The 23,808-nt window shown below is 39.4% G+C and carries 22 protein-coding genes and 2 tRNA genes; 6 read left to right on the top strand and 18 right to left on the bottom strand.

The window, feature by feature from the left end:
- Positions 1-57: 57 nt before the first annotated feature.
- The 11 genes from HGJ18_RS05135 to HGJ18_RS05085 form a co-directional block, all read right to left on the bottom strand.
- A tRNA-Leu gene (locus HGJ18_RS05135) sits at positions 58-140 on the bottom strand.
- A gap of 70 nt (positions 141-210) precedes the next feature.
- Positions 211-2,745 carry a penicillin-binding protein 1A gene (locus HGJ18_RS05130; protein ID WP_253698013.1) on the bottom strand — a complete coding sequence of 845 codons (2,535 nt, stop codon included), beginning with the start codon at positions 2,743-2,745 and terminating at the stop codon, positions 211-213.
- A 216-nt stretch (positions 2,746-2,961) separates the two neighbouring features.
- Positions 2,962-4,026 carry a lipid II:glycine glycyltransferase FemX gene (locus HGJ18_RS05125; protein WP_253698012.1) on the bottom strand — a complete coding sequence of 355 codons (1,065 nt, stop codon included), beginning with the start codon at positions 4,024-4,026 and terminating at the stop codon, positions 2,962-2,964.
- 65 nt (positions 4,027-4,091) lie between these two features.
- The gene (locus tag HGJ18_RS05120) at positions 4,092-5,003 is read right to left on the bottom strand and encodes a LysM peptidoglycan-binding domain-containing M23 family metallopeptidase (RefSeq protein WP_253698011.1); all 912 of its coding nucleotides are present in this window, start codon (positions 5,001-5,003) and stop codon (positions 4,092-4,094) included.
- The gene (locus HGJ18_RS05115) at positions 4,990-5,406 is read right to left on the bottom strand and encodes a hypothetical protein (protein WP_253698010.1); all 417 of its coding nucleotides are present in this window, start codon (positions 5,404-5,406) and stop codon (positions 4,990-4,992) included. Before HGJ18_RS05115 ends, HGJ18_RS05120 begins: the two co-directional genes overlap by 14 nt.
- A gap of 54 nt (positions 5,407-5,460) precedes the next feature.
- Positions 5,461-5,631 carry a 4Fe-4S ferredoxin gene (gene fdxA / locus HGJ18_RS05110; RefSeq protein ID WP_002670897.1) on the bottom strand — a complete coding sequence of 57 codons (171 nt, stop codon included), beginning with the start codon at positions 5,629-5,631 and terminating at the stop codon, positions 5,461-5,463.
- Positions 5,632-5,720: 89 nt separating this feature from the next.
- Positions 5,721-6,647 (bottom strand): hypothetical protein, encoded by a 927-nt coding sequence (locus tag HGJ18_RS05105; protein WP_253698009.1) that lies wholly within the window; start codon positions 6,645-6,647, stop codon positions 5,721-5,723.
- A gap of 322 nt (positions 6,648-6,969) precedes the next feature.
- Positions 6,970-7,042, bottom strand: a tRNA-Phe gene (locus HGJ18_RS05100).
- Between the two features lie 117 nt (positions 7,043-7,159).
- Positions 7,160-7,930 carry an exodeoxyribonuclease III gene (locus tag HGJ18_RS05095; protein ID WP_253698008.1) on the bottom strand — a complete coding sequence of 257 codons (771 nt, stop codon included), beginning with the start codon at positions 7,928-7,930 and terminating at the stop codon, positions 7,160-7,162.
- Between the two features lie 13 nt (positions 7,931-7,943).
- Complete coding sequence (map, locus tag HGJ18_RS05090; protein ID WP_253698007.1) at positions 7,944-8,690, bottom strand: type I methionyl aminopeptidase; 747 nt, start codon at positions 8,688-8,690, stop codon at positions 7,944-7,946.
- The gene (locus tag HGJ18_RS05085) at positions 8,677-9,513 is read right to left on the bottom strand and encodes a DnaJ domain-containing protein (protein ID WP_253698006.1); all 837 of its coding nucleotides are present in this window, start codon (positions 9,511-9,513) and stop codon (positions 8,677-8,679) included. Before HGJ18_RS05085 ends, map begins: the two co-directional genes overlap by 14 nt.
- Before the next feature lie 135 nt (positions 9,514-9,648).
- Between HGJ18_RS05085 and HGJ18_RS05080 the strand changes: the two genes are divergently transcribed.
- The 5 genes from HGJ18_RS05080 to HGJ18_RS05060 all read left to right on the top strand — a co-directional run bounded on the left by HGJ18_RS05080 (position 9,649) and on the right by HGJ18_RS05060 (position 15,973).
- The gene (locus HGJ18_RS05080; protein ID WP_253698005.1) at positions 9,649-11,052 is read left to right on the top strand and encodes an MFS transporter; all 1,404 of its coding nucleotides are present in this window, start codon (positions 9,649-9,651) and stop codon (positions 11,050-11,052) included.
- On the top strand, positions 11,039-12,841 hold the full coding sequence (locus tag HGJ18_RS05075) for a glycoside hydrolase family 2 protein (RefSeq protein ID WP_253698004.1): 1,803 nt from the start codon (positions 11,039-11,041) through the stop codon (positions 12,839-12,841). Before HGJ18_RS05080 ends, HGJ18_RS05075 begins: the two co-directional genes overlap by 14 nt.
- Positions 12,828-13,295 carry a glutathione peroxidase gene (locus HGJ18_RS05070; RefSeq protein WP_253698003.1) on the top strand — a complete coding sequence of 156 codons (468 nt, stop codon included), beginning with the start codon at positions 12,828-12,830 and terminating at the stop codon, positions 13,293-13,295. Before HGJ18_RS05075 ends, HGJ18_RS05070 begins: the two co-directional genes overlap by 14 nt.
- A gap of 52 nt (positions 13,296-13,347) precedes the next feature.
- Positions 13,348-15,369, top strand: a complete 2,022-nt coding sequence (locus tag HGJ18_RS05065) for a S1 family peptidase (RefSeq protein ID WP_366793481.1) — start codon at positions 13,348-13,350, stop codon at positions 15,367-15,369.
- A gap of 187 nt (positions 15,370-15,556) precedes the next feature.
- Positions 15,557-15,973 carry an OsmC family protein gene (locus HGJ18_RS05060; RefSeq protein WP_002669420.1) on the top strand — a complete coding sequence of 139 codons (417 nt, stop codon included), beginning with the start codon at positions 15,557-15,559 and terminating at the stop codon, positions 15,971-15,973.
- Positions 15,974-16,005: 32 nt separating this feature from the next.
- Here the strand turns inward: HGJ18_RS05060 and pcnB are convergent, their stop codons facing one another.
- Positions 16,006-17,148, bottom strand: coding sequence for a polynucleotide adenylyltransferase PcnB (gene pcnB / locus HGJ18_RS05055; protein WP_253698001.1), 1,143 nt, complete (start codon positions 17,146-17,148; stop codon positions 16,006-16,008).
- Positions 17,149-17,320: 172 nt separating this feature from the next.
- Here pcnB and HGJ18_RS05050 point away from each other — a divergent pair, with 172 nt between their 5' ends.
- Positions 17,321-18,352 (top strand): hypothetical protein, encoded by a 1,032-nt coding sequence (locus HGJ18_RS05050; RefSeq protein WP_253698000.1) that lies wholly within the window; start codon positions 17,321-17,323, stop codon positions 18,350-18,352.
- 6 nt (positions 18,353-18,358) lie between these two features.
- On the opposite strand, the gene HGJ18_RS05045 is transcribed toward HGJ18_RS05050, so the two are convergent.
- The 6 genes from HGJ18_RS05045 to HGJ18_RS05020 form a co-directional block, all read right to left on the bottom strand.
- On the bottom strand, positions 18,359-19,657 hold the full coding sequence (locus HGJ18_RS05045; protein WP_253697999.1) for an RNA-binding domain-containing protein: 1,299 nt from the start codon (positions 19,655-19,657) through the stop codon (positions 18,359-18,361).
- Between the two features lie 271 nt (positions 19,658-19,928).
- On the bottom strand, positions 19,929-21,008 hold the full coding sequence (locus HGJ18_RS05040) for a family 20 glycosylhydrolase (RefSeq protein ID WP_253697998.1): 1,080 nt from the start codon (positions 21,006-21,008) through the stop codon (positions 19,929-19,931).
- A 196-nt stretch (positions 21,009-21,204) separates the two neighbouring features.
- On the bottom strand, positions 21,205-21,411 hold the full coding sequence (locus HGJ18_RS05035) for a cyclophilin-like fold protein (RefSeq protein WP_253697997.1): 207 nt from the start codon (positions 21,409-21,411) through the stop codon (positions 21,205-21,207).
- A gap of 181 nt (positions 21,412-21,592) precedes the next feature.
- A complete protein-coding gene (locus tag HGJ18_RS05030; protein WP_253697996.1) occupies positions 21,593-22,501 on the bottom strand; it encodes a radical SAM mobile pair protein B in 909 nt (302 codons plus the stop codon).
- Positions 22,489-23,178 carry a radical SAM mobile pair protein A gene (locus HGJ18_RS05025; protein ID WP_253697995.1) on the bottom strand — a complete coding sequence of 230 codons (690 nt, stop codon included), beginning with the start codon at positions 23,176-23,178 and terminating at the stop codon, positions 22,489-22,491. Before HGJ18_RS05025 ends, HGJ18_RS05030 begins: the two co-directional genes overlap by 13 nt.
- Positions 23,175-23,612, bottom strand: a complete 438-nt coding sequence (locus HGJ18_RS05020) for a radical SAM mobile pair system MarR family transcriptional regulator (RefSeq protein ID WP_253697994.1) — start codon at positions 23,610-23,612, stop codon at positions 23,175-23,177. Before HGJ18_RS05020 ends, HGJ18_RS05025 begins: the two co-directional genes overlap by 4 nt.
- Between the last annotated feature and the right edge of the window lie 196 nt (positions 23,613-23,808).

Genomic DNA, 23,808 nt, shown 5'->3' with positions numbered 1-23,808 from the left:
CAACCCCGACGCAAGCGTCGGGGTATTAAACCCTCCGCACGAATAAACCTTTTTTTTTGCGGCGAACTGGACTTGAACCAGCACACCCGTTAAGGCATCAGCACCTCAAGCTGACGTGTCTACCATTCCACCACCGCCGCAACTGAGATGGATTTTATCAGATAATAAAAAAAAAGTCAATAGCAAGATAAGACTAATTTTATTTTATATTCATGGATTTCCCGATTCGGTTGACACTTCCTCAGTATTTTTAGTTTTGGTTGCGCCTTCACCGCCTGCCGGAGGATCTATAAAAATTGAAGGATCTATTTCAATAGGTGCTGTGTCTATTTTTATTTCTTCTTCTCCTTGAGCCATTCCTGAGCCCTTAATTCTGTCTATACCGATATCCCGTAATTTTATACCGGCTGTATGCTCCGTACAAATTTCGGTCGGCTCTGTTCCATATAAAAAGGGAAGGGTAATGGTTTCGTCTGTACAGTTTTCCGAAGGAATCATTCCCGATTTTTTACATACATCGACCATTATTACCCCTTTTTCGGGCCTTACAAAGTCTTTAAAGGGCTTATTTTTATGTACCTCACGCATAAAGTTTGCCGCTACATAGCCTGAAAGAGCTGCTCCGGTGTTATCGGTGCCTAAGGAATACCCGCCTCTGTCAAATCCATACCATACAATAGCAGAGTAGTATGGAGAATATATTGCCGCCCATGAGTCCGACCAGTTTTGTGTTGTTCCGGTTTTTGCGGCCATCGGCATTCTAAATATTCTGCCTGTTTTTTCATCTTTATAATCAAATTTACTACCGCCTGAAGAAGCACTGAACAAGGTTCCCAGAGTAATAGTCTTTTTTAAAATCTCAGTCATTATAAAGGCATTGCTCGGACTTATAACCTGCATAGCTGCTCCGCGCTTTCTTTGCTCAATTCTAAGGTCAAGTTCAGGATCCATGATTGTAACTCCGTCCCTGTTTTCTATGGCTCTTACGGCTATCGGATCTACGGCACGTCCCTGATTTCCGAAGACAGCAAAGGCTCTTAAAAGCTGGACAGGTGTTACGGCGCTTATTCCGAGAGCCAAAGGATATACCTTTTCAAATGTCCTATCAATTTCAACAGGGTCCGTGATTCCCATAAGTCCGGCAATGCGGTCTATGGCTCTATCAAAGCCTACCAATTCGAGAGTTTTTATAGCGGGAATATTTAATGAAAGGGGCAGTGCCTTATATACCAGAACAGTTCCGTTCCATTTTCCGCCATAGTTATTCGGAATATACTGTACTCCGTCGGCAGACTCAAAAACCTGAGGAGTATCATCCATTCTTGTAGCGGCTGTGATTACCTTTTCGTCAATTGCTGCAGAATATATCAGAGGTTTTATTGTACTTCCTACTTGCAGTTTTGATTGAGTTGCCCTTATAAGCTGATTGCTTTCACTGTATTGGCTTCCGCCGATAAGGGCCGTTATATATCCTGTTTCATTTTCGATAGAGATAAAGGTACCTTCTACCACCCTTTCCATCAATACTTCCTGCATTTTAGCTGTTGATTGTTTGGTAAGAGTTTTTAGGTTGTCTATACCGCACATTAGGGCTAGTACATCAATGGTACTGTTCAGTTTGTTTTGATAATAGGAAGAGGTTTTTACCTTGAGCTGTTTTTCTCCCACATTCAGGGATTCTATTCCGAAGCAAAGGGTTAAAAGGGCAGTCAGGTTACTGTATTGTTCCGCCTGACTGAATGATGTGGAGGTTGAGGCCGAAACCCTGTCATTGGCTATTGCAATGTATTTTTGAAACTCCCTATCTGCTATTTCTTGATGCCTTAAATCGCATGTCGTATGTACGGTATATCCGTCCTTATAAAGGTTCATAGTGCCATACAGCATATTGTCGGCCACTTCACGCCTTACATATTCCGAAAACCATCTGGCCTTATCTTCGCGGGTAAGCCATGCCGATAGGGCAATTCGGGTATAGTCAAAGTTAGCCCAATAGTCTTCAAAAGATTCCGAAGCCTCTTCCTTTGATATAAAGCCGAGGTTTATCATCCCTTCAAGAACATTTTCCTGTCTTTCTTTTGCCCTGTTCGGGTAATTAAATGGATTGTATTTTGTAGGGTTTGAAAGCTGAATAATTAAGATGGCTGCTTCTGCCGGTGTCAGTTCAGAGGCTGAGTGTCCGAAATAAAAGCGGGATGCCGCACTTACACCGTTTGTTCCGCCACCAAAATAGGCTTCATTTAGGTAGAGCATCATTATCTCATCTTTTGAGTGCCGTCTTTCCATCTGGATAGCCCACCAAAGCTCTTTTATTTTTCTTTTTACACTTTTATCGGTTCTGTCGCAATAGAGAATACCTGCGATTTGCTGAGTAATTGTACTTCCGCCTCCTAATGACCTTCTTGTAAGTTGTCCTATGACAGCCCTGATAATCGATTTCATTCTAAAACCCTTGTGCTCGTAAAACAGACGGTCTTCACGGGCTAAAAGAGCTGCAATCAGGTTGGGCGAAATGTCTCCGTAATTGATAAGTTCCCGCTTTTCGTCCAAGGAGAATTCGGTAATAAGATCGCCTCTTATGTCCAATATTCTTGACGGCAGGGCCGGATTAAAGTCGACAAATAATTCGCTTTGTTTTATGTTTTTCGTCATTGCCATCATTTTTCCTAGGGCAAAGGATCCTCCGGCTAGGATCAAGAAAATCAAAATAAGGTATAGATATATTATCTTGCTCAGCTTATTCATAGTCATATATAAAAACATAATTTTAAGTTTTTTACAAGTAGGTAGGTTATAAGTCTTTCTGCAAAGTAGAGAAGGCCGTCTTCATCATAAAAGCTTGGTGTAAAAAAAGAGCCGGTTAAAAAACCGGCCCGCCCATCAGGCTATCGGCAGACGGTGGGTGGGAGGGGAACCATCCGCCGATATTTATTTATCGGCTAAGGATAAAAAAACTTAAAGCTATCTGCGTTTATTTTTTAAAATAATCCATCTGATTTTATCTGCAAGATTAAAAAGTCTGTACATAAAAGGCTTATATACAAAGTCGAATGTGCCTATGTATTCTACCAACTGAGGATTATATCCTGCCTTAAATTTATGAAACCCGTACCATGAATCCGCCGTATCCGGATCAGGGCCTAAACAGCCCCAAAGATCAAAAATAGAGCAATTTAACTTTTTTCCATATTGAATAGCCTTCCACATGATGAGGTTATTAGGCATCAATTCCCTATGACTATTGCTTGAAGCTCCATAAGGGTAATAAAGTTTTCCGTTAAATTTAAAAAGAATCCATGCAGTTAAAACTTCATCTCCATAAACGGCTTTAAATATTCTAAGGATATCTTTTGGGAAGATTTTGAACATCTGTCTAAAGTATTCCCCGTTATGGTTAAAAAAGCCCTGTCTTTTTGTCGTTTCTTCCATCAGCCTTATATAATCTTCCATACCTTCTTCGGTGCTCTTATCTATTATGCTTACTCCTTTTTTTTCGGCAAGGCGGATATTATACCTTGTTTTGGAATGAAAAGAGGCTAAAAGCTCTTCTTCGGTTTTTTCTATATTTAAAAGAAAATTATATTTTTCAAAAAAAGGCTTTCCGTTTTTTGCTCCGTTTTTCAACAAAATTTTTTTCTTGTCTTCAATAAGAGCTTCTAAAAATCCTGCATCCGAAGAAGTCTCTTCTAAAGAGTTATCTTTTTGTACAGGACTAAATACATCCGGTTCTACTTTTATAAATACGGCTCTATGTTTTTTTGCCGCCTCTTTTAAGGCTTCGATGTGTTCTTGTTCCGGCATTATTGTTTTTGAGGCTATCCCAACCGTATAATTGGTCTTAGGTATTTTAGAAAAAATAATCTGAATTCCGTTTTTTAATTTTCCGTTTTCAAAGAAACCTATTCTTTCGGAAACAGCTCCCATACTTTTTTTAAAGTCGCCCCAAACCCATGATTGAATGGGATGAGATACAAGCTTGTCGAATTCTTCTTTGTATTCATCGGTTAAGAACTTAGTTTCTTTCATGTTAACTCCCATAATAAGCAGATAACAGTGAGGCTGAATTTTGCCGAACTGTTTATCATAACTTCCTATTTTTGTGTGTTTACAAAATTGGCAGGATTTTTCGGTATACCTTGCTCATGTATTTCAAAATGAAGATGCGGTCCCGTAGACATTCCTGTAGAACCCACAGCACCGATAATTGTACCCGATTTTATGGTTTCATTCAAGCTCGCATAGACCTTGCTCAAATGGCCGTATAGGCTGGCTCTTCCGTCGGTATGGTTTAAAATAATATAGTTTCCATAAACCTTGTTATAAGATATTTCCTTTACCCTGCCTGCGGCACAAGCCATGACAGGGCTTCCCGTGGGAGCAGCAATGTCTATTCCCGGATGATAACTCGCCTTGCCTGTAAATGGGTCCTGCCTTTTTCCGAAGCCTGAAGTTATAATCGCATCTTTAAGAGGAAAACGGTAAAAAGGCATAAAGAAAAAGGCTCTCACAGTTCCGTCAAAAATCTCTCCCGGAAAACAAAATATCTCCCGTTTTTCTTCAGGGCCGTATATTTTTATTTTTAGCGGTTCCGTTTTATTCTTTCTAAAAAGAGCTTCAGTGAGTTTTTCGATACTTGAAAGGGCTTTTTCAGGAAGATAAACCGCCGGCATTGTCGGAAGAATCAGAACCCGTCCTGCAATGTCTGTTTGGACTGACTCAATTCTATTTAATGTAACGATTGCATCATAAGGAATAGAACAACGTGCTGCGATTTTTATTATGGTGTCTTCACTGTTCGCCTTGTACGTATAAAATCTGATAGGCAGTTCATTTCCTGTTTTAGCTAAGGCTAAAGCCTTGCGTGCATCTGCCACATCATCACTGTATTGAACAAAGATATAATCGTCAATATTTAATTTTTCTATTTGAGGGTAGGGGACCTGGGCCTTTAAGATTGAGCCCGATAAAAAGAAGAACAAAAATAGAAATTTAAAAGCCTTCATTACCGTTATTTTTTGATTGGTCTATACCGAAGGCTAAAAAACCGTAGATAACAAAAATTAAAATAAGTACAACTAACGCCGGTATTTTATTAAATGTCAAAACCAATTTGATACATAAGATAATACCGCCTATTACGGTTATTTTTTTTAAGATGGAAATGATGAGTCCGCGAGGGCTTTTTTTATATGACTTGACTGCTTTTTTTACCAATAGGTAAAGAATCCCGCATAAAAAGATGCTTATGGAAATTATTGTGTACAAACTCACATTTGTAGCAGCTAAGAGCCACAAGGGGTAGGCTACTGCAATACCTGCAAGTACACACACTCCGGCGATGGCCGAAAAGGTCAACAGGCCGAAAAAAACGGACCCGTATCCCTTAATAATTTTTCCAAAACTCATAAAAACCCTCCGGACTCGTGATTAAGGTTTAACCTGCCTAAAAATTTAAGCTGATTATTCCTCTGAGATTGCTTCCACAGGGCAAACGCCTGCACAAGCACCACAGCTGATACATGTATCAGCATCAATTACGTGTTTGCCGCCGGCTTCGCTGATAGCGTTTACGGGGCATTCACTTTCGCACGCGGCACAGTTCGTGCATTCATTAGAAATTTTATAAGCCATTTGCATACTCCTTATCATAAATTTCTATATCCTTATTATAACATTTACATATAAAAAAGGCAAGGACTCGCATTGCCTCACGTTACCGATTATTTCAAAGCACAGGGTAGATAGGTTTTAAGCCATCTCTTGACCGGAACGGTCCAATCGTCTTCGTTCGAGCCCTCCAGGAGCAGGCGTTCAAACATAAAATGAATGTGGGCTCTAACTTCTTTTTTTTCCTGTTCTGAAATCATTTCGGCATCCTCAAACAGGCTGTCTATAATATTGACCCCATTGCTTATAGTAAACCGGTCTTTGAGCACATAAAGCATCATATACATTGCCGCCGGAATACAGTTTACACTATGCTGTTTTACATACAATACGCTTTCAATAATCTCTAAAGCTCCCTCTTTTAATTCCGCCGTATAGGTTTCCCTCTCTTCTTTGGTAAAATCGTCTTTTTTAAAAACTTCCGCATAATACACTGAAGCAAGAATAACGATTGAAACATGCAGACTAGGAACACATAATAAATGCGGATCGAGGGCGTGAATCATTTTAAATGCTTTATCGGCTTTATAATCGGGACGGTTTGTTGTCGTCATGCAAAACCGGTACACCCTTGCAGCATCGGAATAAGCCTTTTCGATAAGTGAAAGGTATTCAACACAGTACGGCAGGGCCTTTTTTATACCTATTCGGCGGAACAAAAAAGTCATCGGCCTGATCCAAAAATTTGTAAAGTTCAAATAGATTTGTACCTTGCCCGGTGTAAAGGGAATCAATTCGTCCAAGGGGTGTGATACATCCAAAACCGGAATAGACCTAAAGCGCCATTTTACCGAAAACTGGAGCCAAAAAAAATCGCGTATTACGGTACGCAAAAAGCGGAAAAGCACTTTTGCACTTTTAAGCCGAAATGGGATAATCAAATAGGGAAGAAATATACCGTAAGAGCCGATCGGCCGTATGTCCCGTCTTATGACCGGCCATACGGCCGGCTCTTTTTCCTCTGCACTGCCTTTTGCCATGAGCCTTATTATACTGAAAAAGGGTACCGCTTTACAAGTATACCTTTATTTAAAATAGACTTAAAAAAAAGAGATTGGCACTTTTGCCAATCTCTAAATTAAACGTTCTTGAAATAAGATTCAAAACGTATCATTATCGGTTAAGAAAAACGGCATCCGGATGTCAAAATAATGCCGTCTGTGTAACCCCGACCGTTAATTACATTATCGGGTTTATACAAAAAAAACTTAAATTTTTTATTTAAAATATGTAAAAAAAGACAAAATTTATGATAATTTTTAATAAAAAAAGGGATATAAGAAAATCTTATATCCCTTTAAGTGCCGTCGGACAGAATCGAACTGTCGACACAAGGATTTTCAGTCCTTTGCTCTACCGACTGAGCTACAACGGCGTAACACAGGCGATATTATCAGTTTTTCCAAATTATGTCAATAGGAAACTTCGAAAAAGTTCGGTTTTTTGAGGTGAGTTTTGCTCATCGGTTGTCCTTGATTTTTAATTGCCTTAACTAATAGATTAACTTGACAGGGCAGTGATCCGATCCCATTACTCCGTCCAAAATGATTGACTCTTTTATCTTAGCTAAAAAGGAATCGTTTACACAGTGATAATCCAGTCTCCAACCGATATTTTTTTCTCTGGCTCTAAAGCGGTAGCTCCACCATGTGTATTTTGCGGGCTCTTGGCAAAAATGCCTAAAGGTGTCGGTATAACCCGATGAGGTGAACTCGTCCATCCATGCCCTTTCTTCGGGGAGGTAGCCGGGATTTTTTTCGTTACTCTTAGGGTTTGCAAGGTCTATGGGTTTGTGAGCTATGTTGTAGTCTCCGCAAAGAATTACATTGTTTCCTTCTTCTTGTATTGAATCGCAAAATTCGAGGATTGCTGCACAAAAGTCAAGCTTGTAATCCAGGCGGGCTCCTCCGTCTTGCGAGTTGGGAAAATAAGCAGAAATAATCGAAACCTTGTCAAAGTCTGCAACCAAAACCCTTCCTTCATCATCGAATTCCTTTAAGCCCATAGTTCTTACCTGCAGCGGTTCTTTTTTTGTAAATATAGCGGTTCCCGAATAACCTGCTTTTTTTGCAGAAGCCCAATAGGCAAAATATTTTCCGTTAGGCAGATCGGGTTCGGTAAGCTCCTTGCTAAGCTGAGCTTTTGCAGCCTTTGTTTCCTGTACACAAAGTACATCCGGATTTTCGGTATTAAGCCAATCCAAAAAGCCTTTTTTTTCTACGGCCCTGATGCCGTTTACATTCCATGAAATAATCGAATTCATCAAAGCGGCCTTCTTATAACTGTGATAAAATTTCGGTGTGGTCTTCAAAGATGGCCACCGTATGTTCCATATGGCATGAAACCGACCTATCGGCCGTTACGACAGTCCAACCGTCTTTTTTTACTTCAACATCGGCAGTTCCCATGTTAATCATAGGCTCTATTGCGACTACCATTCCGGCCCTTAGACGTGGATTTGGTCTCATTCTTTCAGGCACATTCGGAATACTTGGGTCTTCGTGTACGCCGAGGCCTACGCCGTGTCCGCAATAGTCATAAACAACCCCGTAATTGTGGGAACTAGCCAAATTAAAGACAGCCTTTGAAATATCGGAAACTCTTTTGCCTGCCTTACATGCTTCAATCCCTGCATATAGACACTTAGTGGTAACCTCCAAAAGTTTGAGGTTTTCTTTTGAAACATTGCCTACAGGGTAGGTTACACAAGAATCGCTGATGTATCCTCCTAGGTCTATTCCTATATCCATCGAAACAAGGTCTCCGTCTTTTACTATTCTTTTACTGGGAATACCGTGAATAACCTCTTCGTTTATCGAAATACAGGCAGCCCCCGGAAAGCCTTCGGAATACCATGCGGGAACACCGCCGATTTTTTTTATATAGTTAACGCAAAAATCATCCAGCTCCTTTGTACTAATCCCGGGCTTGATTACGGGCCTTAACTCTTCAAAAAGTTGAGCAAGGGCCTTACAGGATTTTCTGATTCCGTTAATTTGTTCTTCCGTTTTAATTATAATCATAATGATTCTCCAGTTGATTTTGAATAATTTTAATTCCTTTTAGTTTGGGACTGAGCTGCATTGCCTTGTTTAAATATTGGGAGGCTCTGTATGTATCTCCAAACCTATAATATATTTCGGACATACGCTTAAAAATGTTAGCCCTATCTATCTTTTTAAAATCCAATTCCAAAGCCGCTTCATAACAGTCTATGGCAAGTTCGTCTTCAACATATCTATGCAGTTTATCGATTATTATGGATTTTATCAAGTCAGTAACTTCGGGAAAAAAGTGTTTAAAGTAGGGTTTTTGTTTTTCCAAATAAAAGATTTCTTCTAAAAGCAAAAAAGACTCATAATATTCTCCGCGGAAATAAAGCTCTTCTGCAAGGACAAAACCGCAGTCCATAAAATCTTCTTTATTAAAATACTTTGAAAGGTAGAAGCCTCCCGCCTCGCTTCTTCTTTTATTGTATTCTTCTACGGCAGATTGTTCCAATCCGTGAAAAAGATCAAAGAAGATGAGCTTAGCCCGGCATTCGTAGTCCGTTTTTTTTAAAAGCCATAGCCGGTAATCAAAACTTTCGGCCGCATTTTTCTTTGAAAAAAAATCGAAATAATCAAAGGGATTTTCACTGTCCGTTTTTTCTTTTAAGATGTTTTGATAGGCATTTAAAAGAAGCCTCATAGCCGACTCGGATTTTTCTTTTTCGTCTTTTGTTTTATATTGAATCAAATCCGGATGATGGAGTTTTGCTTTTTTTCTAAAAGCAGTTTTGATCTCGGCAACCGAGGCTTCAGGTGAAATTCCTAAAAGAGCATAATTATCGTCTTTTTTTATCATAGAACCCGTGATAATAGCATTTATCTAGGTGCCTTGTCTAGTGTAAATTGAAAACTAAAATAAAGGATTTTTTAGTCTGTCGCTTGACAATAATTCTCTCTTATTTTAGAGTATAGACGGAGGAGATTTTTATAAATGCTTAAAAACATGGATATAAAAAAAGAAGCTCTTATCGGTACAAAGCGCTTTTGGTTTTTAATGTGGGGCTTGGGCCTTGCGGGGCAGTTATGCTGGAACATCGAAAATCAATGGTTTAATACATTTGTATATGCTAAAATAGCAAAAGATTCTTCGATAGTAACCCTCATGGTTATTACGAGTGCATTAGTAACAACATTTTCAACTTTTTTATTCGGCACCTTATCCGATAGGATAGGCTCAAGACGCCGCTTTGTTTCGATAGGCTACGTCGTCTGGGGGCTTACCACCATCCTTTTCGGCTTAACCGAATTTGTAGGAAGAGGGCAGGTAGGAACAGGGGCTAAGGTATCTGTATGGGCTGCCGTTCTTGTTATCCTTGCCGACGATTTTATGAGTTTTTTCGGTTCGATGGGAAACGACTCTGGCTACAACGCATGGAGCAACGATATGACGACGGATAAAAACCGCGGACAGGTTGGGGCTGTGCTTGCAATTCAGCCCGTTATAGGTACGATAGTCGGTACGGTGCTCGGCGGTCTTTTAATAGGATCCGAAAACAATTACCAGCGTCTTTTTTGGTCTATGGGTTTGTTTGTCATAGGTACCGGTCTTATTTCACTTTTTTTGTTAAAGGATGCTCCCGATTTAAAACCGCATAAGGAGGGTTCTTTTGGCAAACAGTTTGCTGCGATTTTTAAGGCTGAAGGCTTTTTTTCGCATAAAGAACTGATGCTCGCCTGTATAACGACAGCCGTCTTTTTTATTTCGTTTAATGTTTATTTTGTTCACATGGGAAACTGGATGATTTACCGCATGGGCTTTGATGCTGCCCGCATGGGAATAATTCAGGGTTTAAGTTTGCTTGCTGCCTCCTTATCGGTTATTCCTGCAATAGGCCTTATAAATAAAAGCCGAACCCCGCGCCTTGCCGCATTTGCAATTATTCTTAACAGTTTGGGCCTTTGTATTTTATCTCTTTTTATAAAGCCGGCCTCGGTCAACCCTGATGCAGTGTTCAGCCTGAAAAATATTCCTCTTTTTTTGTCCGTATTTTTAGCCGGTACGGGACAGATTCTTGTAACCCAATCGATGACTATGTGGGTAAAAGAGCTATACCCCGAAACTTCTCGAGGACAGTTTGAAGGTATGCGCATCCTCTTTTTTGTGTTGACTCCGATGATTATCGGAACAATAATAGGAAATTTTTTGGTAAAAAATGGGGCAGGCTCGGTGGTAAACGAATTCGGCATAACCGAAAATATTCCCGTAGAGTCTATCTATGTATGTGGTGCCGTTTTAGCACTCTGCGCCTTTATTCCACTTTACTTTGCATCTAAGCTTTACAATAAGCGAAAAAACAATGAGCCTAAGGACACTGAATCCTATGAGAAAAAATAAACCTATAAAACCGCTTTTAACGCCTTGGGGCAAAAGCCTAAATCAAGACTGTCCCTTAAACGAATATCCGAGGCCTCAACTTGTAAGGGAAAACTGGCAGTGTTTAAACGGACGGTGGGACTATGCAATAACGGAGACAGAAGAGGTTCCCAAAACATGGGACGGAGCTATCATTGTTCCTTTTTCGCCCGAAAGCCTTTTGTCGGGCATCGGAAAACGGCTCCTTCCCGGAAAAAGATTATGGTACCGCAGAGAATTTACCTTTGAAAAGTGTAAGGATGGGGAAAGGCTTTTATTGCATTTCGGGGCGGTTGATCAGCATTGTTCGGTCTATATAAACGGAAAAAAGGCCGGCTCCCATTCCGGAGGCTATTGGCCCTTTTATTTCGATATAAGCGGTTTTTTAAAGGACGGTAAAAACGAAGTTGTAGTCTCCGTTACGGATGATACGGATACGGGCGATGAAGCTTACGGAAAGCAGACCCTCAACCGCGGAGAGATTTGGTACACGGGACAAAGCGGTATCTGGCAAACGGTATGGGCTGAAAAAGTTCCCGAAACCTATATTCAGAGTGTAAAAATAACCCCTCACTTTAAAAATGCAGAGGTTGAATTGGAGCTTTTTATGTGCGGAGCCGAGTCTGTTCCTCTCGGAGCCAATGCTTCGGTTAAAATCTTTGACGGGGAAAAAGCGGTTGCTGAAGGCCTTTTTCAAAACAACCGCGCCCTTGTAAAAATGCCCGATGACTTTAAAAGCTGGAGCCCCGAAAGCCCCTTTTTATATGACTTTGAAGTCAAAGCGGGAAAAGACAGTATACGGTCCTATTTCGGTATGAGGGAATTCGGTATTCTTAAAGGGAAAGCAGGGCCTGTTTTAAGTTTAAACGGAAAGCCTATTTTTCATCACGGCCTTTTGGATCAGGGCTATTGGAGTGACGGCATGTACACTCCTCCTTCCGATGAAGCTATGATATGGGAAATTAAAACTCTTAAAAACATGGGTTTTAATATGCTCAGAAAACACATAAAAATAGAGCCGCTTCGCTGGTATTATCACTGCGATAAAATCGGTATGCTTGTTTGGCAGGACTTTGTAAGCGGAGGCGGTCCATATAAGGACTTTGTCGTAAAGTATGCTCCTTGGCTTGGTTTTAATTTTAAAGACGGAAAAAGCCGTTATGCTCTTCACGGAAGAAAAAGCGAAACCGGCCGGAAAAATTTTATGCGCGATGCGGAACGTACTATCGATTTATTATACAACATAAGCTCTATTGCAGTCTGGGTTCCTTTTAACGAAGGTTGGGGCCAGTTTGATGCCGCCTCAGCAGCCGCCCTTGTACGTAAAAAAGATGCTGCCCGCTTAATCGACCATGCAAGCGGTTACTTCGATCAGGGAGCCGGGGACTTTCACAGTTATCACATTTATTATAAGGCTTTTAGACCTAAAAAAGATAATCGGGGCAGGGTACTCGCCCTTACGGAATTCGGAGGCTTCAGTTTGCCGGTTCAAGAACACATGAGCTCCGATATTTTATTCGGCTACAAAATGTTCAAAACCAAAGAAGAGTTGAATGATGCTGTTTGGAAGCTTTATGTAAAGGATGTTTTTCCTGCTATTGAAAAGGGCTTGAGTGCTTCAATCTACACGCAGGTAAGCGATGTAGAAGACGAAATAAATGGCCTTTTTACCTACGATCGGAAGAAAATAAAATTTGATGAAGGCTTGGGATTAAAAATTACAAAAACATTAAACGAAATTTTTAAGGAGAAATTTAATGGGAATTTATAATTACACAGTTAAGGACAGCTTAGGAAATAACTTTTCTTTTAAGGATTACAAAGATTATGTTATTTTAATCGTGAACACGGCTTGTGAGTGAGGGCTTACTCCTCACTTCCAAGGTTTGGAAGCATTATACAAAGAATACAAGGATAAAAAATTTCTTGTTGCAGCTTTTCCATGTAATCAATTCGGCGGTCAAGATCCGGGCACAAACGAAGAAATCAGAAATTTTGCTCAAAGTAAGTATGGGGTTTCTTTCCCCATAATGGCAAAAATTGAAGTCAACGGTGAAAATACCGAACCTCTTTTTTCTTTTTTAAAAAAAGCTTCAAACGGTGAAGACATAAAATGGAATTTTGCCAAATTTTTAGTCGATAAAACGGGAGAAGGGGTTACTGCCTATGCTCCTACTGTTACACCTGAAGACTTAAAAAAAGATATTGAAAAACTATTGAATTAGTTTTTTTATTGACGGCCTTTTATTCTTGTGATATAATCCCTCATTAGGAGTTATGATGAAATTTAAGCACATTTTTATGATTTTATTTTTTGCGGTAGTTTTTCAGATTTTGGGAGCTCAGGCTGTTCTAAGTCCCGAAGTTCTAAAAAAAATAAACGGAGCCGTATTTGAAGTTGTTGTTTTAAAACCGGAAGAAGGGAAGCTGGAATATGAAAAAAAACTTCCCATGGAAAGGATTCCATTTGCAATACGAAACGACAAATATATTCCCATAGGAACCGCCTTTTTAATGGATGACGGCAAATTCTATTCTGCCGCCCATGTTTTTAACCTTTATGAAGAAAGTTTTTATAACGACTACAACCTACGTTCGGTATCTGGGGATATTTATAAGGTAGGATCGGTTTTAAGTTACTCTGTTGAAAAGGATTTTATAATTTTTGAGGCAGAAAATTATAAGCATGTAAAAGGCGAAGGCCTTTCAGCCTTAAATGAATTTAACTTAAATACCCCCACCTTTTCCGTCGGCAATGCTTTGGGCGAAGGCATTATAATCCGTAACGGTCTTCTTACAAGCCAAACCTTTGAAGAAAGAAACGGAAAATGGAAGTGGCTTAGGTTTTCGGCTGCAGCCAGCCCCGGCAATTCAGGAGGGCCGCTTATTTCACCTGATGGAATGGTTTTGGGAATTATTACCATGAAAAGCGAAAATGAAAATTTAAACTATGCACTTCCCTTTGCCGAAACAAAGAATATTGCAAAAAATCTAGGTACGGTCTATCTTCCTATTTTTTATAGGCTGCCCCATATTCTTGAAGAAAGCAGTTTTTATGAATTTAAGTATGAAGAAAAATTACCCAAAAAGCTGACGGAGGTTCGAAAATCGGTCCTGTCCGATTATAAAAAATTTACACTCAGCATTATAGATGACTTGAAGAAAAAATATAGTTTTTCCGGAGCCGAATCCTTTACCAAGGCCTTGGGTTCGGAAGAGATTATGTATGGAGCTTGGGCTCCTTCTTTTCCCCTTCATTTGGCCCGTCAGGGAAATAAAAAGTGGGGATTATTTATTCCCAATGATCTAAAAGAATATAAGCTTCCTCAAAACGGCAAAGTAGTTTACGGTAAAATGCTTAATTCAACCATGGCTTTGATAAAAAAGCCTGATAATGTAAGCGAAAAAGAACTTATACAATCCCCTAAATTATATATGGACTATATTTTAAGTGCTGACCGTATTTATAGAACAGTTGCAGGAGAAAAAGTTCCTGTCTTATCTTACGGACAAGCATCAAGGTCTGAAAGCCATATAGATGTTTACGGTAGAAAATGGCTTGTAAATTATTGGGAGCTTCCCTTTGCAGACGGGGAAATTATATCGTATTCTCTTCCTGTTCCCGGAGGAATATATGTTATGAGTAAAATTGATGCTATTTCTTCTACAAGGAATGGGCATAACCTTGATTATAGTTTTATGACCGACTATATTCTTCCTTCATATAATGCAAACTTCGGAGATTGGAAAGAATTTTTATCTTTGTCGCCTAAGGATTATCCTATTGATCCTATGCTTGCAGCAATTAAATTTGATTTTAATTCAACGAATACGATTATAAAAGCCGGAGATTATGATTTTTCAATATCCAAAAAAGATTTTTCAAGTGATAAAGAAACTACCTTAGTTCTTTCTTTAGGATTCAATTTAAAAGGCAGTACGCCCGGGATTGAAGTGCGTAACTTGCAAATGTTTACAAAGGCTAGAAGCGATGATTATATATATATCGGGCTTTCAAAAAATTTAAAACCGCCTAAGGAAGCTCCGGAAAAAAATATCGAACAGTGGCAGCAAAAAATAAATCAAGCAGCTCCTTATAATGCGAAACCATATAATCAAGATCAGTATACATTTTATGATGAAATTCTTTTTATGGATGATATAAAAAAATCTGATACGGAAAAAATCAATCAATTGTATTATATAAGTTTAGAGTTAAAACAACAGGATAGGTTTGAAGAAATTCAAAAATTGGCTGCCGAAATAAAAAAAGGTTTAAAATCTCCCTTAAAAAAATAACTAGGGAATATTTATAGGAGGTATGATAAACAGTTCAGCAGAAATTCAGCTTCACTGTTTATCTACCGAGTTTGCCTTTCGGCAAACGTCGCATTATTGTATGTAGTTTTGCATAAAGCAAAACTACTTGAAAAAACTTTTTTCAAAAATTTGATAATTTTTTCAAAAAGTTTTTATAGGAGAAATTATGGCAAAAGAATTTAGAACAAAAGCCGAAATAGATTTAGGCGAAGGTTTTAAAGTTGAATGTGAGGCATCAGGCAAGAAAATTATTGCGGATGAGCCCTTGAGTTTCGGGGGAACCGATTTAGGAATGAACCCGATAGAACTTCTTTTAAGCGGTTTGGGAGCCTGTAAGTGTGTTACTTCAAAGGTAATTGCAAAGAAAAAAGGTCTCAAACTGGATTATTTGGCTGTTGAATGTATAGGCTTTTTTAGACCGGGTACACTGGGACTTTCCGATATTGAAACAATATATCATATTAAGTCCGATGCTTCCGATGAGGAGCTTGAAAAATTTATGGCTTTGGTTGACGACAGCTGTCCGGTACACGCCACAATCAAAAATCCTGCCCCGATAGCTCATAAACTTATCAGAGTTTAATATCTGTAATTTTCAGCCTTAAAGATACGGGTTTATTCCGTATCTTTAAGAGCTTCTTGTTTTTTAGCCTTTTTCTTGCGTCTAAGCTTAACTTGTTTGCCGAGTTTTGCAGGGCGTACTTGGCTTCTCTCCATTGATACCTTTATTCCCAAATCATTTAAAACGCTTTTTACCGCAAATTCCAATTCCTTTCTTTGAGGATTCATGGGGAGAATAAAGTGTCTGCATTCTTTGTAAACATAGGTATAAACCTCTTGCGGCGGCCCTTCGGGGTTTGCAATCAGTCTGATGTAATCTTTAAGTAATGATTTTAAACATTCTCCCTGTTTTATTTGAGGTTTAGCGTCAACTTCCTTATCCAGAAGAGCAAGATTTTCTATATATATCTTTTTAAATTTTGAAGATGAATCTATAAAGGCGCAGGCTCCCGGCTGCAGGTAAACATAGAGCTTAAAATCCAAAAGTCTTTTTATAATATCGCTTGCATGTCCGCTAAAAATAATCTTATTTATTTCTTCGGTTATTCTTGAAGGGGATACAAATTCCAAAAGATGGGCATTTTTTCGTATTTGAAGCTGAAGAAAAAACGGAATACCGGAATCCGTCATTGCTGCATACTTTATAGCCCGAATCATTCTTACCAGATCTTCCGAAAATATAAGCTGGAGGGGAATAATAGGTCTTACTTTTTTTGCTCTTATATCCTTAACGCCGTCTACATAATCGATTACAAGTTCATGTATGGGGTCGTAATAAAGAGCATTTAAAGTAAAATCCCTTCGGTGAACGTCTTCATCTATTGTGCCGAATTTGTTTCCTATGCTTCCGTCTTCCGTTGATCTAAAGGTGCTTACCTCATATATCTTTTCTCCGAAAAATATATGAACCAGCCTAAAACGCCGGCCTATTACTCTGGAATTACGGAACATTTTTCTTATTTTTGAAGGTTCGGCTGAGGTCGCTATATCGAAATCTTTTGGAACATGACCTATCAATAAGTCTCTTACTGCTCCTCCTACTATATAGGCTTCAAAACCTTGAGAATTTAAACGCTGTATAATTTTTACGGCTTCAATGTCTATTTTTTCGAGAGCAATCTTGTGCTCATCCTTAGTATAGACCAAAGCCTGCCGAACCTGCTTTCCTTCGGCATTTTGACCGTATCGAACTAACATTTATGAATGAATATATTGCATGTAAAAAGGCTTTATGTCAATGAGTACCGCCTGTTTTTACCAAATTTCTATGGTTTTAGATAAAAAAGCCCTTTTAAAATTCGTTATAATATGGTATAATATCTTTTCTACACATTAGGTAATTGCATATTGGAGAAGTTGCGAAAAAAATATGACAATAGATAATGCAGGACTCGGAACTATAATCTCTACAGACATAGTTGTTCTAAATGATCATGAAAGAACATTGGTCAAATATGCTTTTGAACAATTGAATGAAGAATATAAGACTACTGTTTTGGAAATAGGAAAGAAACTCATGGACTTGGAAAGAATGTCGGCTGCGATTTCCTGCTTTCCTTCAATCCATGAGACAGGCGTTCTTGCAGGCCAAAAGCGCAGTCAAGAAACACTCATAGAAACTTTGTGTAAAACTCCTTCCGATGCCCGTACTCTTTCAATGCCCACAAAGGCTGTATTGGGCCGCGGTTTTCTTGTAGCAAAATTCCATATATTTTCTGCTCTTACCAAGGTCGCTTCAAATTCATCATTTTCGGAAGAAAAAATTGAAGAACTTAGAGCGGCTACTATGAATATCATGTTTACGATTATGTCCGAAGATGTTTATATTTCGATTTTGGATAGCAATATTTTGGATAAACAAAAACAAGAAAAGGTAGCAAATGCCTTAACCTATCTTTGGGAGCACCGTTTGGATCAAAACACGACTTCTTTTGCTCCCGTTCTAACCCGCGTTTGGACTGCCCGTGACACAATAGCTCCGGTATTCGGTACGATGATGGGCACCAGCGAGCTTTTTTTGCTTTCTTCCAAATTGGATGATTCTTGGCAAAGTTTTATGCTTGCAAAACTATCCAATAAGATTATAGGGCAGTCTCTGGAAGAGTTTTTATTCGGCATCTCATATGAAGATATTCTCTATGTACGCAATCAGCTGGTAAGCTGTAAAATACCTGCAATGGGCAGGGAAGATGTTGCCAAGCTCTTAAATAAAAAACTGGATTTTGATAATTCCGATCCTCGCCATTTTTATTCTTCATATGTACAGCGCCGAAACAATGCCGATGCCCGCAAGCGCCTCAACGCCGCCGGCCCTAAAAATACGATTGAAGACTACTACATCAGCTTTTTATTTGAAAAAGGTCTGGAGCTAAAAGACGAGAAGACTGAGGCAAAAAAGTAGGGGAATTTAACTTGATATATATTGTGTGTTTTTTCCCTTGCCGTCCTTTAGTATAATTCCGTTTTCAGTAAGACTCTTTAAAAGTCTTGATACACTTGATGAACTCATATCAAATTTTTGTTCTATATCGGTGCGTGATACTTTTTTCTTCTTTTTTATAAATTCAATTATTTTTATTTCCGTATCCTTTAGTTTATCATTATTTTGCGGAAGGTATTTTGTATTGATATTGGGAAGTACGATTTTAAAAGCGTTTGCAGTATTTTCGATTATCGGTTTTTGTGTAAGATTTTCGTAGGCACCTATAATTTTACTCATGCCTGTTCCATAAGCTTCAATAAGGTGAAGACGGTAAAACACACCTGCTAAATTTTTGTTTCTGCATATGGAAAGCCCCAGCATAATATCTTCAAGCAAGATTCCGGGTAAAAGTCCGCCTATTGAAACAAATTCGATTCTATCCGTATATATGCTTATCAAAGAACTTGCACTAAAAGAATAGTCTCTATGTACCAGTAGATTTAAAAGTGCTTCTCGTATTGCTGAGGGAGGGTAATCCCTTGTGTCTACACGCAGGAGCTTATCAAAGGTTGATCGCGTTTGATTGTGCATGTCTATGTAATTATAAATGTCATTTAATTGTTGAATAAGAGAGCCTAAAAATTCTTTTCTGTCTTTAAAAATGCTTTGATCCCTTCCTTCAAACACGGCGGCTTTTACAGAGTGCACACATTGCTCCGATAATAATAATCCGGTATTTGTGTACATTCCGTCTTGATTAAGTATTTTCAAAGTTTGCTTTTGCTTAGTTCCAAAATCCAAATTTCTAGCTTTAAATTCCTTTGATAAGGCATTAAAGGTTAAATTTTGTTCTGTGGAGCGCATCTCTTCAAAAATATCTCCATCCGTTTCCTTTATCATATTTCTTATTGCCGTATCGCTTGCAGGGGCGGAAGATGAACCCTGTCGAACATAGACACCTTCCGGCCTTAAACCTTTTTTAGCAAGATAATAGGGGCGGTTACTGCCTCTTTGAACACTAATTTGGATTATTTGCTTTCCCTGTGTTTTTGTTATTTTATAATTGACAAACATTGTTATATCGGGTCTGATCGAATCTCTTATCATATTACTGAGTTGGAGCATTGAATTATCAATATCTTTTATCCCTACAACTTTCCCGTCATCTTTGATACCGACATAGAGCGTTCCGCCCTTACAATTTGCAAACGAAACAATTACTTTTTTGATGTTTTCATCGATTTTTTCTTTTAACTCTATGGTTTCGCTTTCTTGAAAAATCAATTTATACCCCCTTATACAAAGTTATACTTAACTGAATTATAACCTGTTTCTTGGTTCTCGTCAAGTATTTTTGGGGAGAATTGACGAGAATGGGGAGAACTGACGAGAATGGGGAGAAAGAGACAAGATTTATTTACTTTAGGTCATCTCTAAAAACCTTGTTGGATTTGCTTCGCATCCTTCGGAATAGAGATGACCGACGAGTTTTTCATAAGTCTTTATGTATAAATGACTTATGAAAAACGTCGCAAGTTAAATCTAAGGTAAACCTCTAAAAACTGAAGTTTTTAGAGGTTCCCTTTAATTTGTCTATCGTTTTGACCATCGGTTTATACCGTGAGAGATTTTTGTTTGTAAAATTGTCCCATGCCGTGTACATGTGCCCTAGCATCGCAGGGTTATCCTTGTATAAAAGCGAATAGTCGATGAGGGCGTTTACCGCTTTAATATCTTTAAAACTTGTCGGCAGGACGCGGAAGCCCTTGTTTAAAAAAAACGGAATGGAGCCGTAGCGTTCCAGCTCGTCATAGTGCCAGTCGCAGATGATGATGTCCTTAGGGATAAGGTCGACGGCGGGGTAGGTTCCGTTACATGAGCTTTCGTATTCGCCCTTATAACCGCTATCTTCATCCTCGCTGTCGATGAGGCGGTCGCCCCACATATACATTGTAAGTCCCCGTTTTTTGACACAGTGATCGTAGAGTCTGTTCACAGCACCGGCGAACAGTTCGGCCTTGTCTTTTCCTCGGCAAAGGGGGCATGCATCTTCGCCTATCAAAAACACCTCATCCAAGCCGACGTGTATTTTTTTTACCGAAAAAACTTCTGTAATCTCGTCGATTAAACCGAATAAAATCGTGTAGACTTTTTCATTGGAAGAGCAGAGACTTCGGCAATAAATACCCTTATTGCCGGGGTAGAGGCCGGGAGTTTCGTCCAGTTCGGGGTAGGCTTTGAGCATGGCAAAGGTTTTGTTTTCCCACGATTGATGGCCGAGGCAGTTTATTTCGGGGATAAGGTCGATGGAAAGCCTGCGGCATTCGGCTGCAATTTCGCGTGCGACGGTTTCGGAAAGCACATATTTGTTATAGAGTTTCGGGTCGCTTTTCCATTGATAGTTGTAGCCTATTTTGAGAAAAAGAGTGTTGATTCCCCGTTTTTGTAAATTGGGCAGTTCTTTTATCAGATTTTTGCCCGTTTTGTCGGTATTTACGCTTGCGTGAAATGCAATGACGAATTTGCGTTTAGGCATGGTGCCGTTTGTTTGAGCGTAAACAGCCGGCTGTAAAAGCAAAAGCAGCAAGAAGGGTACGAGTACCATTGCTTTTTCTTTGAGAGTTTTTGCTATCATAGTGAACCGCCTCATTTAGTATACCGCCTTCATCACTCCCACTCAATAATTATCATAGCATATTTGTTTCTTTTATGTATTGTCAGTATCTATTAAGTTTCTAAAACCAAACATTTTATACCTATTTTTTGTGGTTTTAGAGGTTTTTAGTATCAAAACAGTATCAATAATGATACTAAAAATATTACTATCATAATCATTCCATTTTTATCTTTAATATCACATCACTATTGCTTAATAATCGCTTTATTTCTTCCTTGCTTAAATTTTTAATCTTCCCAATTCGAGTATATTCCCATGTGTTTGCTCCATAAAATACAACTATTTTGTTTCCGGAGTACAGCATTATATCTCCGGCTTCTGCTGTAATTCTTTTATCAGATGAGGAGTAAGTTTTACCCAATTTCTCCTACCTGCTCGAAATCGCTATATTTAGATAACCGGGATGGTTACCTTTCCTTGTTTTAATTCTTCCTTTAGTTCCTTTACAGTATTATTGTTTTCCCATTCAACATCAAGTACAGTGCCATCTATTTGCATGTCTTTTATCATATTTTCGCATCTTTTCCAAAGTAATAGTCTGTTTAACGATTCCTTTTTCCGGTATTTTCTGTCCCTCGGATTTCCTCATGATAGAAATAATCCACGATCACCGGATGTCCCTGCGGGACTCTGCCATAAGGCATTTCATTATCCACAAAGGGACAATCATACTTCTTAGCCATTTCCTCAGCTTTTACTTCAAGCTCTTCAAAGTAGCTGCGGTTATGCTTGTTATAGATCGCATCGTAAAGCGGTACAAGGTCAGGATATTTTCCAGCGATATAATCCATAATCGTCTTCTTGAAACCGCCCCGAAGATTGAGATTTTCGAGCCAGAACAGATCGCACTGACCCTTTACCCGCTCAAAGATCGCTTCAAAGTCCGTGATACCGGGGAATACTGGGGATACGAAACAGACTGTACGGATCCCTGCGTCATATACCTGCTTCATAGAAGCGATACGACGCTCAATGCTCGAAGCAGAGTCCATATCGTTCTTAAAATTTTCATCCAGTGTGTTGATCGACCATGAAACGGTTACTCGTCCAAGCTTCTTCAGCAGATCGATATCCCGTACCACAAGATCAGACTTTGTGCAGATTAGAATATCTGCGTCACTGCCGATCAGCTGCTCCAGAAGTTTTCTGGTATTCCCGAATTGCCCCTCCTGTGGATTGTAGCCATCCGTCACAGAACCGATGACCACCCGCTGTCCGGCATATTTCTTCGGATTTTTAATTTCCGGCCAATGCTTCACATCAAGGAAAGTGCCCCATCCCTCCTTGTGTCCGGTAAAGCGCTTCATAAAAGAAGCGTAGCAATACTTGCAGGCATGTGTACAGCCTACATAGGGATTGACCGAGTAACCGCCTACCGGCAGACTGGACTTGGTCATGATGTTCTTTGTTTCCACCTCACTAATGAGGATTCCATCGATTACTTCTGCCATGATCTCTGTACCTCCAACACTTTATTGAATTCTTCCGGCATTTCCTGAATCATATTTTCATCCCCTATGATAGAGACAAGGTCTTCCTTCATAAACACCGGAATGCCGAGCTCGTGTGCCTGGTCCGTCAGAGACCATGCCCACTCCGGCTCCGTATGAACCTTCCTGCTCAGAACTCCGGTCATGGTGCCGACAACAATCCAGTTGATTCTGGAAAGGTCAACTGAACCGGGATCGTCGAATAACGGTTCAAAGGTAACATGATAGTGTTTTGCTCTGACATTTTCCCGAAGCGCGTCAATACGCCACAGTTCTGCTTTCCTCGTCACCGTAACGCCAAACCATGCGTTTTCCAAATCTGTATCAAAATCCAGAAGATCGGGGCGCTTGGTAAGGAATAGGAACTGATGCTGTGGATTTTCACGGATCGTTGCAAATACCTCGTCTCTCCATTCCGGCTTCCATCCGGAGAGATCGCTCATGCCGGTAAGAAGAAAGTTCTGCGGACGTTTCTTTTCCATCATCTTGAGCTTACCCGGAAAGAATTCAGGGTCAGCGAAGTCATCAATCATATGCCAGCGTTTCACATTGTTGCGGGCATAGCAATATGCACACCCCACTGTGCAGCCGATGACGATATTCATGTTTTGAATCTGATCTTTGATACAAATACTCATGACTTCTGCCACTCCTCAAGATTCTTTCTGATACGGTCGAGGCATTCCTCAAACCGGGTAATTTCTTCCTCTGAAAAACCTTTGTAGTAAATACTGCCCATCTCATCAGATACAGAATTGTACTCGTCCTTTAAGGCATGTGCTTTTTCAGTCAGAAACAGGAGTATTTTCCTTTTGTCCGTTTCAGACTGAACGCGGCTTATCAGCCCTTGATTTTCCATTCTTTCCAGCATCGTCGTAAGAGAAGTTATCGCTAATCCACATTTGATCGATAGTGACCCAATCGGGATTCCATTCTCCTGCCACAGCACATAAAGAATACGCCCCTGGGCTCCATTGAACGCATCAATATTCTTTTCACTGAGAATCTTCTCAAAGATCCGGTCTCCAAGCTGTTTTATTTTGGTGACAAGAAATCCTCCATTCATTTCCATACAAAAGCTCCTATATAGTAGTTTATCAAATCATACTATATAGGAGCTTTGTTGTCAACAGTTTGTATGTCTAAATAGAGGTAAATTCAAATTTATCAACCACTATTTCCACAAAAGCCTCCCACCAAAATGATGGAAGGCTTTCTAAACAATTTATCTAAATTCAACAACTTCCTTTTAAACCTACTTTTTCTCA

Origin of the sequence: Treponema denticola (assembly GCF_024181405.1) — a bacterium.
Lineage (GTDB): Bacteria > Spirochaetota > Spirochaetia > Treponematales > Treponemataceae > Treponema_B > Treponema_B denticola_D.
This window is presented reverse-complemented; position numbering and strand designations above follow the sequence as displayed.